Origin of the sequence: Paenirhodobacter populi, assembly GCF_004022215.1 — a bacterium.
Lineage (GTDB): Bacteria > Pseudomonadota > Alphaproteobacteria > Rhodobacterales > Rhodobacteraceae > Rhodobacter > Rhodobacter populi.
In genome coordinates, this window is sequence record NZ_SAUZ01000008.1 from 1 (window position 1) to 14,368 (window position 14,368).

The 14,368-nt window shown below is 67.8% G+C and carries 13 protein-coding genes; 1 reads left to right on the forward strand and 12 read right to left on the reverse strand.

Annotated features, from left to right (window positions below; all coding sequences use genetic code 11):
- Nucleotides 1–98 precede the first annotated feature (98 nt).
- The 12 genes from D2T30_RS07880 to D2T30_RS07935 form a co-directional block, all read right to left on the reverse strand.
- On the reverse strand, nt 99–2,528 hold the full coding sequence (locus D2T30_RS07880; protein ID WP_128208429.1) for an ATP-dependent helicase: 2,430 nt from the start codon (nt 2,526–2,528) through the stop codon (nt 99–101).
- Between the two features lie 393 nt (nt 2,529–2,921).
- Nucleotides 2,922–3,695: a MetQ/NlpA family ABC transporter substrate-binding protein gene (locus D2T30_RS07885; RefSeq protein ID WP_128208430.1), complete on the reverse strand. Its 774-nt coding sequence runs from the start codon at nt 3,693–3,695 to the stop codon at nt 2,922–2,924.
- Nucleotides 3,696–3,732: 37 nt separating this feature from the next.
- Nucleotides 3,733–4,407, reverse strand: a complete 675-nt coding sequence (locus D2T30_RS07890) for a methionine ABC transporter permease (protein WP_128208431.1) — start codon at nt 4,405–4,407, stop codon at nt 3,733–3,735.
- The gene (locus D2T30_RS07895) at nt 4,397–5,449 is read right to left on the reverse strand and encodes a methionine ABC transporter ATP-binding protein (RefSeq protein WP_128208432.1); all 1,053 of its coding nucleotides are present in this window, start codon (nt 5,447–5,449) and stop codon (nt 4,397–4,399) included. The genes D2T30_RS07890 and D2T30_RS07895 overlap by 11 nt, the downstream gene beginning before the upstream one ends.
- A 226-nt stretch (nt 5,450–5,675) precedes the next feature.
- Nucleotides 5,676–6,314: a DUF6478 family protein gene (locus D2T30_RS07900; protein ID WP_128208433.1), complete on the reverse strand. Its 639-nt coding sequence runs from the start codon at nt 6,312–6,314 to the stop codon at nt 5,676–5,678.
- 199 nt (nt 6,315–6,513) lie between these two features.
- Entirely contained in the window at nt 6,514–7,197 is a 684-nt protein-coding gene (locus tag D2T30_RS07905) for a hypothetical protein (RefSeq protein ID WP_128208434.1), read from the reverse strand.
- A gap of 38 nt (nt 7,198–7,235) precedes the next feature.
- Nucleotides 7,236–8,108, reverse strand: coding sequence for a phosphoserine phosphatase SerB (gene serB, locus D2T30_RS07910; protein WP_128208435.1), 873 nt, complete (start codon nt 8,106–8,108; stop codon nt 7,236–7,238).
- A gap of 34 nt (nt 8,109–8,142) precedes the next feature.
- Nucleotides 8,143–9,000 (reverse strand): asparaginase domain-containing protein, encoded by an 858-nt coding sequence (locus D2T30_RS07915; protein WP_128208436.1) that lies wholly within the window; start codon nt 8,998–9,000, stop codon nt 8,143–8,145.
- 53 nt (nt 9,001–9,053) lie between these two features.
- On the reverse strand, nt 9,054–9,824 hold the full coding sequence (gene radC, locus D2T30_RS07920; RefSeq protein ID WP_128208437.1) for a RadC family protein: 771 nt from the start codon (nt 9,822–9,824) through the stop codon (nt 9,054–9,056).
- A gap of 338 nt (nt 9,825–10,162) precedes the next feature.
- On the reverse strand, nt 10,163–11,533 hold the full coding sequence (locus D2T30_RS07925) for a peptidoglycan -binding protein (protein ID WP_128208438.1): 1,371 nt from the start codon (nt 11,531–11,533) through the stop codon (nt 10,163–10,165).
- 3 nt (nt 11,534–11,536) lie between these two features.
- A complete protein-coding gene (locus tag D2T30_RS07930; protein WP_128181345.1) occupies nt 11,537–12,721 on the reverse strand; it encodes a biopolymer transporter ExbB in 1,185 nt (394 codons plus the stop codon).
- Between the two features lie 72 nt (nt 12,722–12,793).
- The gene (locus D2T30_RS07935; protein ID WP_128208439.1) at nt 12,794–13,327 is read right to left on the reverse strand and encodes a gamma-glutamylcyclotransferase; all 534 of its coding nucleotides are present in this window, start codon (nt 13,325–13,327) and stop codon (nt 12,794–12,796) included.
- A 64-nt stretch (nt 13,328–13,391) separates the two neighbouring features.
- Between D2T30_RS07935 and D2T30_RS07940 the strand changes: the two genes are divergently transcribed.
- Nucleotides 13,392–14,366, forward strand: coding sequence for a DUF2125 domain-containing protein (locus tag D2T30_RS07940; RefSeq protein WP_164884250.1), 975 nt, complete (start codon nt 13,392–13,394; stop codon nt 14,364–14,366).
- The last annotated feature ends 2 nt before the right edge of the window (nt 14,367–14,368 follow it).

Below are 14,368 nucleotides of genomic sequence, written 5' to 3' on the forward strand. Positions count from 1 at the left end.
GCCCCCCCGCGCGGCCGGCCCCCCCCCCCCCCCCCCCCGCGCCCCCCCCCCCCCCCCCCCCCCCCCCCCCCCCCCCCCCCCCCCCCCCCCTTCCCCCCTCAGAACGGCACGTCGCCCGCCTGATCGGCGGCTTGCAGGAATCCCGCCTTCACCCGTTTCGACCCGGCCTTGTCGAATTCCACGACCATCGTATCGCCCTCGGCATCGATGATCTCGCCATAGCCATATTTGACATTGAACACCCGGTCGCCGATCCCGAAGGGCATCGCCTCAAGATCGATGGTGACGACCTTCCGATGCGCGGCGGGCGGGGCATGGCTGCTGCGCGCCGCCTGCATCCGCTTCCACCCCGGCGAATTGTAGACATCCGCATGGGCCGCGCGCTCGTCCACGCCGCCATATCCCGAATGGCCCGCGAACGCCGCCCCAGCGGCCGACGCGCCGCCGCCATACAACCCCGGCGCCGTCAGCACATCGACATCCGCCGCGGGCAGTTCATCGATGAAGCGCGAGGGCATCTGCGACTGCCATTGCCCATAGACCCGCCGGTTCCCGGCGAAGGAGATGGTGCACAGAACCTCGGCCCGGGTGATCCCCACATAGGCCAGCCGCCGCTCCTCCTCCAACGCCTTCAGCCCCCCTTCGTCCAGCGCGCGCTGGCTCGGGAACAGCCCGTCCTCCCACCCCGGCAGGAAGACGGCGGGGAATTCCAGCCCCTTCGCCCCATGCAGCGTCATGATCGAGACCTTGTCCTCCGCCTCGCCGCTGTCATTGTCCATGATCAGCGCGACATGTTCGAGGAAACCCTGCAAATTCTCGAACTGCTCCAGCGCCTTGACCAGTTCCTTGAGGTTTTCCAGCCGCCCCGGCGCCTCGGGCGTCTTGTCCTTGAGCCACATCTCCGTGTAGCCCGATTCTTCAAGGATCGTCTCCGCCAGACGGATGTGGTCGGCGCCGTCCAGCACCGCCGCATGCCAGCGCCCGATCCCCTCGATGAAGGCCCGAAGCTGCGCCGCCCCCTTGCCCGTCACCGCGCCCTGCTGCAACGCCGCCCGCGCGCCAAGGACCAGCCCCACCCCGGCCTCGCGCGCGACGCGCTGGATCGTCTGCTGCGCCTTTTCGCCCAGACCGCGCTTCGGCGTGTTCACCACCCGCTCAAAGGCCAGATCGTCGTCCGGGCTGACGGCCAGCCGGAAATAGGCCATCGCATCGCGGATCTCCAGCCGTTCATAGAACCGCGGTCCGCCGATCACCCGATAGGGCAGCCCGATCGACAGGAAACGATCCTCGAACGCCCGCATCTGATGCGAGGCGCGCACCAGAATCGCCTGATCGTTCAGCCGCATCGGCGGCAGGCCATGCGCGCCGTCCCGCAGGGCCTCGATCTCCTCGCCGATCCAGCGCGCCTCTTCCTCGCCGTCCCAATGGCCGATCAGGCGCACCTTCTGGCCGCCCTTCGCCTCGGTCCAGAGCGTCTTGCCAAGCCGCCCCTGATTGGCCGAGATCAGCCGCGACGCCGCCGCAAGGATATGTTCGGTCGAGCGGTAATTCTGTTCCAGCCGGACCACTTTCGCGCCCGGAAAATCCTTCTCGAACCGCAGGATGTTGCCCACCTCGGCGCCACGCCAGCCGTAGATCGACTGATCGTCGTCGCCCACGCAGCAGATGTTGTGATGCCCCTGCGCCAGAAGACGCAGCCACAGATATTGTGCGATGTTGGTGTCCTGATACTCGTCCACCAGAATATAGCGGAACCAGCGCTGATACTGCGCCAGCACATCCGGGTGCCGCTGGAAGATCGTCACCATATGCAGCAGCAGATCGCCGAAATCGACGGCGTTGAGCGTGATCAGCCGATCCTGATAGGCGGCATAAAGCTCCGTTCCGCGATGATTGAAGGCGCCGGCCTCGCTCGACGGCACCTTTTCCGGCGTCAGCGCGCGGTTCTTCCAGCCGTCGATGATCCCGGCCAGTTGCCGCGCGGGCCAGCGCTTTTCGTCCATGTTCGCCGCGACGATCAGCTGCTTCATCAGCCGGATCTGGTCATCGGTGTCCAGAATGGTGAAATTCGGCCGCAGGCTGACGGTATGACCGTTCTCGACCAGATCATCGGCCCGTCCGCCCACATCGCGGGAAATCAGCTCCGCATGGCGGCGCAGCAGCTTGACGCAGACCGAGTGGAAGGTGCCGAGCCACTGCATCCCCTCGATCGCGCCGCCCAGCAGACGGCCCACGCGGTCTTTCATCTCCCGCGCGGCCTTGTTGGTGAAGGTCACGGCAAGGATTTCATTCGGGCGCGCCCGGCCGGTATGGATCAGATGCGCGATCCGCGCCGTCAGCGCCCGGGTCTTGCCCGTCCCCGCCCCTGCCAGCATCAGCACCGGCCCGTCGAGCGTCTCGACCGCCGCGCGCTGCGCCGCGTTCAGCCCGTCCAGATAGGGCGCCACGCCCGGGCGCATGGCAACGGCCGCGCGCTGAGACAGGCTCAGCGCACCTTCAAACGGATCGGATTCGTCGAAATCGCTCATTACGCCATCCTATCGGCCCCCGCGCCAAAGGCCAAGGCATGTTCCTTCAATGTTCCGATCATAGCGGGTTCATGAAAACGGAAGCGTCAAGGCATGCGGTTAGCGAGAAAGGGGCCCTGCCTCCCTCGCCCGTTCCGCATTCGGCGGGACATCCTTCCACTGGAAGGCTGCCTGATCCGCCTCATTCCCCGGGATATTCATGGAAACACGAAAGCAGAACCGGGAATTTCATCCGGAGTGGGTCCCCGGCCCCTCCCGAACGGGCTTTCGTGTTTCCATAAATATCCCGGGGGAGCCTCTGAAAGAGGCGGGGGCAGCGCCCCCAGCTTCCTCACCACATGGAAATGCCGCGCCCGGGGTGCCCGGACGCGGCCGTATCGGTTTCCGGCGATCTCACCAGGAGGTCAGGACCGTGCCGTGATACTTGTCCTCGATGAATTTCTTCACGTCGTCGCTGTGATAGCTGTCCACCAGCGTCTTCACCCACGGCTGATCCTCATCGCCGTTGCGCACGACGATGACATTCACATAGGGGTTGTCGGCGCTTTCCATGGCGATCGCGTCGGTCTTCGGGTTCAGGCCCGAGGCGATCGCGTAATTGGTGTTGATCAGCGCCGCGTCCAGATCGGCGAGCGAGCGCGGCAGCTGCGCCGCATCCAGTTCCTGGAACTTCAGCTTCTTCGGGTTCTCGGTGATGTCGAGGATCGTCGGCTTCAGCCCGGCATCCGGGGAGACCTTGATCTCGCCCAGTTGCTGCAGCACCAGAAGCGCGCGGCCGCCATTCGTCGGATCGTTCGGGATGCCGACGGTGGCGCCGTCCTTCAGATCGGCCAGCGCCTTGATCTTGTCCGAATAGACGCCCATCGGCGTGGTGATCGTGGTGCCGACGACCTTCAGGTCAAAGCCGCGGTCCTTCATCTGGTTGTCCAGATAGGGCACGTGCTGGAACGAATTGGCCTGAATGTCGCCATCCGCCAGCGCCTGGTTCGGCACGACGTAATCCGAGAATTCGACGACCCGGATGTTCAGCCCCTTCGGCGCGGCGACCTTGGCCACCTCTTCCATGATCTCGGCGTGCTCACCGGGGGAAACGCCGACCTTGATGTCTTCGGCCATCGCGGTCCCGGCGATCAGCGCGAGGACGGAGGCAAGAGTCATACGCAGCATGGGAATACTCCTTTTGCGTTGGGAAATCCGGGGAAACTCAGTGGCCGCGGTTGCGCGGCGCACGTTTGTCGACGCGGGCGGCGATCCATTCGCCGATGGACTGGACCACCTGCACCAGAACGACGAGGATGACCACCACGGCCAGCATCACCTCGGGCATGAAGCGCTGATAGCCGTAGCGGATGCCAAGATCGCCCAGCCCCTCGCCGCCCACGGCGCCGACCATCGCCGAATAGCCGATCAGGCTGACCACGGCGAGCGTCAGGCCAAGGGTGATGCCGGGCAGGGCCTCGGGCACCAGCACCTTGCGGATGATCTGGAAGGGGGTGGCGCCCATCGCGCGGGCGGCCTCGATCAGCCCGCTTTCGACCTCGCGGATGGCGTTTTCCACCAGCCGCGCGATGAACGGGATGGCCGCGATGGTCAGCGGCACGACCGCCGCCGTGGTGCCGATCGAGGTGCCGGCGATCGCGCGGGTGAACGGGATGATCGCCACCACCAGAATGATGAACGGCACCGAGCGCGTGGCGTTCACCACCAGCCCCAACACCTTGTTGACCCAGGGCGCGCTCAGCAGCTCGCCCCGCTGCGAGGTCGCCAGGAACACGCCGAGCGGCAGCCCGAACAGCGTGCCCAGCAGCGCCGAGATCGCCACCATGTAAAGCGTCTGCCCGGTCGAGGAGATCAGCAGGTTGATCAGATTAGCCGACATAGCCCAGAACCTCCGTCGTCAGCCCGTGGCGTTCCAGATAGGTGCGCGCCTCCTCGCCCCGTTCGGCATTGAGCGAGACGATCAGATTGCCGAAGGGATGCGGTCCCACCTCCTCGATCGCGCCGGCAAGGATGTTGACCGGAATGCCAAGCTGCGAGGTCAGCAGCGATAGCATCGGATCCGTCGCATATTGCCCGGCGAAGGTGATCCGGATCACCTCCTGCGACGGTACGGGCGGACGCTCCGCCACGATCTTGCCGGCGATGAAGGCGGGCAGCACCAGCCCCGTCACCCCGGACAGGAAGGAGCGCGTCACCGGGTTCTGCGGATGGGTGAAGATGTCGTAGGTCGCGCCCGCCTCGACGATCCGGCCGCCGTCGATCACCGCCATATGGCTGGCGATATCGCGCACCACCGCCATTTCATGGGTGATCAGCAGGATCGTCAGCCCGAGGTCGCGGTTGATTTCCGCCAGCAGCGCCAGCACCGTCTGCGTGGTTTCCGGATCGAGCGCCGAGGTCGCCTCGTCCGACAGCAGCACCTTGGGACTCGTCGCCAGCGCGCGGGCGATGCCGACGCGCTGCTTCTGCCCGCCCGAAAGCTCGGCCGGATAGCGGTCGCGCAGCTCCGTCAGCCCGACCCGGTGGATCAGCTCCGCCACCCGAGGCGCGATATCGCGCGCCCCGGCGATTTCCAGCGGCAGGGCGATGTTTTCATGAACGGTGCGCGAGGACAGCAAGTTGAAATGCTGGAAGATCATGCCGACGTCGCGGCGGATTTCGCGCAGCTCCGCCCCGCGCGCCGCGCCGACATCGCGCCCGCCGACCAGAACCCGGCCCGAGGTCGGCCGCTCCAGCCCGTTCACCATCCGCAGCAGCGTCGATTTCCCCGCGCCCGAGCGGCCGATGATTCCCGTCACCGTGCCCGGCGGAACCGAAAGGCTGACATCTTCGAGCGCCATGACCAACCCGCCGTCCTTTTTCGGGAAGGATTTGCCGATCTTGTCGAAGGTGATCGCGGCGCCGGATGTATCTGCGGTCATGGCCGAGCCTCTGGTCTTGGAACGGATATGCCGCCTAGCGCAGATCCGGGCCGGAACGCAAGGGCTGCGGGCGCTTTGCCCGCGCCGCACGGCGGGCGGTTCATCACGCCCCGGGCGGCGGGCGCGAATGACGATCACCCAAAGGCGCGCGGAGGGAACGGGCGTTCCGCCAGCGCCGCACGGGCTGGAAAATTTCCTTATTTCATCCGCCCCGCTCCGGCACCGGTCATATCTCGGCGCGCGGATGCCGCAGGAAGGTAAGGTCGCGCAGCACCACCCGGTTCATCGCGGGATAGGGAAAGATCACATCGACCCAGCCGCGTTCCAGCCGGCCTTCGTCCATCCGGGTCAGCACCAGATCGAAATCCACCACATGGGTGCCGTCGCCGATATCCATCTGCCGCAGCAGTTGTTCGGTATGCCCGCCGTGCATCAGGTTGAGACGGAAATAGACCGGCATCGGGCGGCGCACCTCGACCCGGGCCGTCACGCGGAACAGATGGTCATGGCGCAGCCCTTCCAGCGCCGCGCCCGGCAGATCGGTGACCAGCGACAGGAAGGATCCGTCGAAGCCTTCGACCTCCAGCGACAGGCCGCGGAGCGCCGCGCCGAAAGCGCCGCCATTGTCGAGTTGCGCGACGGTGACATGCGGCCGCGCGCAATCATGGAACAGCGTCACCCCGTCACCGATATCCGTCCGGCCCTCCACCCTGAACGGGGTGGGCGAGGTCACCGGCGTGTCCCATGTTTCGGGCCGCCAGGCCCAGTCGCAGCCCCAGGGGCGATCCGCCGCATCCGGCGCGATGGGGGCCTCGCGCCGTGGCCCGTGCAGCAGCCGGGCAAGGAAAGAGCCATCCTTCGCCATCTCTCCACCCCCCGGAGTGTCGCGAATCCGCCGTGTGATACAGGATACACTGGATGTATCAGGTGGTTAAGAGCGTGCCTGAAAATCGGCCCGCGTGCGGGTGGCGGGGGCGGCAGAGGGCCAGCCCCCTCGCGCATGCGCGCTCACCCCCGGGATATTTTCGGAAAGATGATGGGAAAAGCGGGCTGTCGTGGTGGGGTCAGTTCCAGCCGTTCGCGGCGCGGATCGCAGCGATGAAATCTTCCAGCAGGCGGATCTGCGCCGCGTCCGACATCGGCGCGGATTTCAGCGGCAGCACCGACAGCGCGGTGATCCGCCCGCCCAGATCGACGATGGCGCGCCAGTAGGTCTGGCCGACCGGTGTGCCCTGCGCGCCCGAACGGTCGCGGATCTTCAGCAGCATGACCGGGCCGGTCTTGCGTACCTGCAATATCTGCACATCCCCGGCCGAGCCCGAGCGCGCCAGCGCCGCCCGTCCGGCGGGCGAATGGAAGAACCGCTCGAATCCCGGGAAGGTCGTCTCGATCGGGCCGGGGGTGCGCGGTCCGATGGTCGCGCTGAGCACCGCGGGATGGGCGGGGCGCTGATCGCCCACCCGGCCCGACAGGGCGGAGCAGTCGCCGAACAGAACGAAGCTGCCGTCGCGTTCGTCGCGCCGCGATCCCGGATCGACGCAGAAGCCGGGCGGGGCGGCGACCACGTAGCGGCCGCCCAGAACGGTCACGCGGTCCTTGCCCCCTGCCCCCGGCACGGTGCAACCCGCAAGCGCGGCGATCAGGATCAGGATGCGCACGGAGCGGCGGCGGAGAAGGGAAAGGGCCGGAATGTTCATCATCGCACCGGCATAGACAGCCGCGCCCCGCCGGGCAAGACCGCTGTGCATCGTGCCCCTTCGCGTCGGCGCAACACCGCGTGAGCGGATCAGGCGAAATCCTCCGCCGCATAGCCCTGGATATACAGCAGCGCCGTCAGATCGCCGTGGTTGATGCGGATGTCGCATTGCGCCGCGACCGAGGGTTTCGCATGCAGCGCCACCCCCGCCCCGGCAAGCTTGAGCATGCCAAGGTCGTTCGCCCCGTCGCCCACCGCCATCACCTGTTCCGGGCGCAGGCCGAGGCGCGCGGAAATCTCGTGGAACGCCTGCACCTTCGCCTCGCGGCCAAGGATCGGGCGGGCGGGAACGCCGGTCAGGTGGCCGTCCTCGATCAGCAGGGTGTTGGCGCGGTTCTCGTCAAAGCCGAGCGCCTGCGCCACATGGCCGGTGAAGGCGGTGAACCCACCCGAGACCAGCGCGCAATAGGCTCCATGCGTCTTCATCGTGCGGATCAGTTCGGCCCCGCCCGGCATGAAGGTGATGCGCTCGTCGATCACCTTGCGGATCACGCCTTCGGGCAGGCCCTTCAGCAGGCCCACCCGTTCGGTCAGCGCGCCCTCGAAATCCAGCTCGCCGTTCATTGCGCGGGCGGTGATGTCCTTCACCCGCGCGCCGACGCCCGCCACATCGGCCAGTTCGTCGATGCATTCCTGCTGGATCATCGTGCTGTCCATATCGGCGAGCAGCATCCTCTTGCGCCGGTCCCCGGCGGGCTGCACGACCAGATCGACGCCCAGCCCCTGCAACCCTTCCCACACGTCCCAGCGGTTCTCCGGGATCGCCGGCACCGGGAATTCCGCCGCGATGCCGGGGTTCAGCCAGCGGATCTCTCCCCCGCCCCAGGCGTCGCGCAGCGCCTCGGCGGTGGTGGCGTTCAGGACGGGCGATTTCGGATCGGACAGAAGGGTGACGATGAACATGGGCTTTTCCGGCTGGTGATTGCGCATTCCCCGGTTAGCGCATCCGGGCGGGATCGGCCAGTGCCGTCTCGGACAGTTCAAGCCACAGCCGGATCAGCGCCGCCTCGGCGGTGTCGGCCGCTCCGTTTTCGACGCCCGCCCGCCAGAGCGCCGCCCCCGCCGCATAGGCCCCGGGACTGAGGCCGCCGTTTTCGCAGATGCTGACGGCGCGCAGGCGGCAGCCGCGGGCGACGGCCTCGCGCAGCGCGGTTTCCAGCGCGGGGTCCGAGGGGATCGTTCCCGCGCCAAACACCCGCAGCACCGCGCCATCCAGCTCGGCCAGCGCCGCGCGCAGCATCGCCACCGGCAACCCCGGCGAAACGGTCAGGATCGCCAGCCGCAGCCCGGCGAAACGCCGCCGCCGCCAGGGGCCGAGCCCGGGCGACAGCGGGATCGCGCGGAAGGCATCGGCCGCATGGCTCTGCGCCTTCACCAGCCCGCCCGCCGGGACCAGCCGTCCGGCGAAGGCCAGCCACACCCCCGGTCCGGGTTCGGCCGCAAGCGCGAGGTCCAGATTCCCCTCGGCATCGCCGCCCATGCCAAGGGGCTGCATCGCCGCCGTCAGCACCACCGGATGCGGCCAGCCAACCAGTGCCTGCGACAGCGCCGCGCCGGTGAAGCTGAGCGTGTCGGTGCCGTGGGTGACGATCACCGGGCCGTTTTCAGCCTCGATCAGATCCAGCAGGCGGTTCCAGTGACCGTGGTTCAGATCGGCGCTGTCGAGCAGCGGGTCGAAGGCGGTCACCCGCGCCCGGCCCCGCACCGCCGCCTCGACCACGCCGGGCGCGGGGGCGAGCCCGTTCCCCCCCGGCGCCATGCCGATCGTGCCGCCCGTATGGATCAGAAGTTTCATGCCCGTCACTCCGCTGTCGGCCCTGTCTAGCCGAGGACGCGGCGCCTGCAAACCTAGAGGTAGCCTTCGGTGCGAAAGCTCAGTTCCCGGTCCTTGCCGATCACCAGATGGTCGTGCAGCGTGATGCCCAGCACCTCGCCCGCGCGGCGGATCTGTTCCGTCACCGCGATATCGGCCTGCGACGGCGTCGGATCGCCCGAGGGATGGTTGTGCACCAGAATCAGCGCCGAGGCATTCAGTTCCAGCGCCCGTTTCGCCACCTCGCGCGGGTAGACCGGCACATGGTCCACCGTGCCCTGCGCCTGCGCCTCATCCGCGATCAGCACGTTCTTGCGGTCCAGATACAGCACCCGAAACTGTTCCGTTTCCCGATGCGCCATCGCCGTATGGCAATAGTCCAGCAACGCCGCCCAGGACGACAGCACCGGTCGGTGCATCACCCGCGAACGGGCCAGCCGCTGCGCCGCCGCCTCGATGATCTTCAGCTCCTGCACCACCGCATCGCCGACCCCCTCCACCTCGCGCAGGCGGGCGGGCGGCGCGGCCAGAACCCGGCCGAAATCGCCAAAGACATCCAGCAGGCGCCGCGCCAGCGGCTTGACATCGATCCGCGGCAGGGCGCGGAACAGCACCAGTTCCAGCAGTTCGTAATCCGGCATCGCCGCCGCTCCGCCGTCAAGAAAGCGCAGCCGCAGCCGCTTGCGGTGATCGGCGATATAAGAAGGCAGCCGCGCGGCATCCACAAGGACGGGCTCCGCCTCGTCGGGATCACCGAAGAGCGGCAGGGGTGCCTCCGCAAGGCCGGGGGGAGAGGGACGCTTCATATCCGCACGATCCCGCTGCCTGGTGAATATTTCGTTAAAATCGCACCTCGGACGCGGAATCCGCCGCGCGCGCCCGTCCCTTTCAGCCGCCACGGGCCGCGCCGCCCCTCACTGAAACTTCCCGGTCTATCCCGAAACATTCAGGGGGCAGCCCACAACCACCCCGCGATCCCCTCCCTTTCATCTTTCCGAAAATATCCCGGGGGTGAGCGCGGCACGCGCGAGGGGGCTGGCCCCCTTTCTCCCTCTCCGGATTTAAACCCCGTTCCGATAAAGCCGCGAACGGCTTCAGACAGCCTTGAAACGCTCTCTCAAAGCGAGGTCCCCCGCCGCCCGGATCAGCGTTCGGTCAGCTTCAGCTCGATCCGGCGGTTGGCGGCGCGGGCCTCGGGACTGTTGCCTTCGGCCACCGGGCTGAACTCGCCGAATCCAGCCGCCGCCAGCCGGTGCGGCGGAAAGCCGAGCGCCGAGATCAGATAGCGCACCACCGACAAGGCCCGCGCCTGACTGAGTTCCCAGTTGTCGCGGAACTGGCCCTGCCCGGACAGCGGGGTGTTGTCGGTGAAGCCGTCGACCTCCAGCACCCAGTCGATCTCGGGCGGGATTTCGGCGGACAGTTCGCGGAAGGTCTGGGCGACGCGGGCGATCTGGGCGCGGCCTTCCTCCGACAGATCGGCATTGCCCGGCTGGAACAGCACCTCGGAGGAAAACACGAAGCGGTCGCCCACGACCCGCACGCCCTCGCGGCCCTGCATCAGATCGGACATCCGGCCAAAGAACTCGGAGCGGTATTTCGCCAGATCCTTGGCCTCTTCCTCCGCCTTGATCCGGGCGGCTTCCTCCAGCGCGGCGCGGCGGCGCTGTTCGGCGGCGACCTGCGCCAGCGCGGCGTTCAGCTGCGAGCCGAGATTTTCCATCTGCACATCCGCCGCCGCATCCTTCGCCTGCGCGGCGTCGAGGATCCCCTGCAATTCGTTCAGCTGCGTGCGCAGCGCCGCCACCTGCGCGTTCAGCAGCGTCACCCGTTCCGCATTCCGGTCCGAGGTCTGCCGCTGATCCTGCAACGCCTTTTCCGCCGTCGCCCGCAGCGCCGCGGCCCTTTCCGCCTCGGTCAGGTTCTCGTTCAGCCGCGACTGAAGCTCCTCCTTCGCCGCATCCGCCGCCGCCAGCAGCGTCAGCGTCTCCTCGGCCCGGCGGCGCGCATCCTCAAGCTGCAGGGTCATCGCCGCCAGTTCATCGCCCGAGCCCTTCAGCCTGTCGCGCAATTCCTCGATCGTCGCCTTGTCGAGCCGGATCGCCTCCGCCGTCGCATCGCGGTCCGAGATCAGCGAGGCCACCTGCGCCTCGAACGCGGTGATCCGCTGCCCCGCCGCATCCAGCGCCGCGTTGCGTTCCGCCACCTGCGAGGACAGCGTGGCGATCAGCGTTTCCTGACTTGCCGCCTGCGCCTTCGCGGCATCGAGCTGCCCGCCCAGCTCCGTCGTCCGCGCCCGTTCCAGCGCCAGCGACTGCGCCAGCCCCGAAAGCTGCGTGTTCAGATCGGTCAGTTCCTGATCCTTGGAGGAAATCGTGTCGCGCATCACCGATTGCAGGATCATGAAGATCGACAGCACGAAGATCAGCACCATCAAAAGCGCGCCCATCGCATCGACGAAGCCGGGCCAGACATTGGCCGTGAACCTCTGGCTGCCGCGGCGCGCGAAGGCCATGGCTCAGCCCTCCTGTCGCGGGGTCAGGATGGCGCGGGCCAGCGCCGCCAGCCCGGTGCGCATCTCGGCCATGCTTTCCTGCCGCCCGGCGGAGATTTCCTCAAGCAGGCGCGGCAACTGGCTGTCGATCGAGCGCAGGCGCATGCGCACCTCGGCCCCCGCCTCGCTGTTCGTCGCGGCCTCGGTCCGCTGGCTCAGGCTTTCCAGCGCCTCGATCAGCCGCCCCTGCCCCTGCGCCATCTGCACCAGCGCGGCTGTCTGGCGGGACCGGTCCTCCTGTTCCTCGGCCAGTTGATGCGCGAGCCCGGTGAACGCCTCCGCAAGCCGGTCGAGCCGCAGCTCCGTCTGTTCGCGCCCGGTCTCGGAGCGCACGAACAGCGCCTGCAGATCGTCCATCTGCTCGGCCATCTGGTCGAGCACCTCGGTCATCGCCGAGCTTTCGCCATCGCCCCCCCCGGCAAAGCTGAGCCGCGAGAACGAGGAAATCCATTCCTCGAGCTCCCGGTAAAATCGGTTCTGCCCGTGGGTGACAAAGAGTTCCAGCAGCCCGACGACCAGCGACCCGGCCAGACCGATCAGCGACGAGGAAAACGCCGTTCCCATCCCGCCGAGCTGCGTCTCAAGCCCGCTCATCAGGTGCGAAAACACCTCCGCCGCGCTTTCGCCATCCTGCGGCGCCAGCGCGCGGATCGTGTCGACGATGCCCGGCACCGTGATCGCAAGGCCGTAGAACGTGCCCAGAAGGCCAAGGAAGATCAACAGGCTGGTCAGGTAGCGCGTGATGTCGCGCCCCTCGTCCAGCCGGGTGCCCACCGATTCCAGGATCGAGCGCCCGGCCGAGGTGGCGATCGTCCGCCTGCCGCCCCGCGACCCCAGCAGCGCCGCCAAAGGCGCCAGCAGGATCGGCGCGCGGTATTGCGGTCGGCCCGGCCGGTCGGCGGCAAAATTCTCGATCCAGACGACGGCGGCGATCAGCTGCGCGACCTGCCAGAAACAGGCCAGCACGCCCAGCAGGAAGACCGCGAAGATCGTGCCGTTCAGCCACGGGTTGATGAAGAAGATCGAGAAGATCCGCCCATAGGCCAGCACCCCCCCGGCGATCACCAGACCAAGAACGATCAGCATCAGCAGGATCTGACGCACGGGCTGGGAAAAATGCGGTTCCGAATGCCGGACCGGCGCGCGCATGGACTGCCTCATGAGTTGTGTCGGGCTCGTGACTGGCGCCACGATATGCGGCGACGCAGCGGGTGCCAAGCCCTATCGGCAGAGTTCTTCGACACGCCCCGCAAGGGTTTCCAGCCACGGGTCCGGCAGGCCGTGGCCGCGCAGATGCAGCGCCGTATTCCACAGATAATCCCGGTTCGGTCCGCGCGATCCGGTGGCCCCGGCGATGATCCGGGCCTGTTCCTCATCCGGCAGCGCGCAATATTGCGGCCCCTCGGGGTCGATCACATAGGTGATCGCGGCGACCGTCTCGCCATCCTCGCACAGGACGGGCAGACGGCGTTCCAGATAGGCGTTGGTCACCAGTTCGCGCGCGCGCAACTCGCGCAGCACGGGCTCGGCCTCGTCGTCGTGGACGCGAAAGACCAGCCCCGAACATTCCGCCGCCGGATCGTGATCCAGCGCCAGCACCAGACCGGGCGCCTCGGGCGTGCCGCGAAAGCAGATCGAGCGCATGCAGAACGACCGCCGCCAGCCCGGAAGCCGGGCACGCCGCGTCTCGGCCGGGGCGAAGCCCGGGTCCCAGATCAGCGATCCGTAGCCGAATATCCACAGAGGTCGGGTCATGGCTCTGGCTCTTGCGATAGGGTCCAGATACATCTTGGCACCGGGTTTGGTAAAGGGGGCCGGGATGAGATTTGCGGGATGGATTGCGGCGATCGTCGTGCTGGCGCTGGCGGCAAGCTGGTTCGGCGGGCAGGAAATCGCCCGCCGCGCGCAGGCGGCGCTGGCCGAAATGGCGCAGATGGACCGCGCGCGGGTGGGCTCGGTCAGTGCGGCGGGCTTTCCCCTGCGGGTCGGTGTCGATTTCCGCGATCTGGCGCTGTTCGACGGGCCGCAGGTCGAAACGCCGCGGCTGGTGGCGACGGCGCCTTTGTGGAATCCGCTCGACTGGTCGGGCGATGTGAGCCTGCCGATGGCGGTGACGCTGAACGGGATGCGCTTCAACGTGACCGGCACGCAGGCGGGCGGCGGGCTGCGCGCAGGCTATGCGTCGGGCTGGCCGGTGCGCGCCGCGCGGATCGCGATCAGCGATCCCGCCGCCACCTATGAGGCGGCCGAGATCCCTTCGCTCGCCGCCCGCGACCTGCGCCTTGCCGCCGCGCAGGAAGGCGCCGGCGCCTACCGGATCGACGCGGGCGTCGATGCCCTGACGCTGCCGCCCGGCCTTGCCGCCAGCCTGACGCCCAACGCGAAATTCTCGGACACGATCGAAACGATCACGGCGCAGGGCCTCGTGACCTTCTCCACCCCGTTCACCCTGTCCCCGCAGCCCGCCGCGCCCGAGATCACCGCCTTGACCATCGACACGCTGCGGCTGGTCTGGGACGGGCATGAGATCGGCCTGTCGGGCAGCCTGACCGTCGCCCCGGACGGACGGCCCGAAGGCACGCTGAACCTGCGCCTGCACGACTGGGAAGACTGGCTCGAATTCGCGCAGGGCGCGTTCAACATCGACCGGCGGGCGATGCCGGTGCTGACGATCCTTGGCACCACCCTGTCGCAGGGCACGGGGGACGGATCTATCGTGGCGCCGCTGAGCTTCCGCAACGGGGAAATGGCGCTTGGCCCGGTGCCGCTTGGCCCCGCGCCGCTGCTGCGCTGATC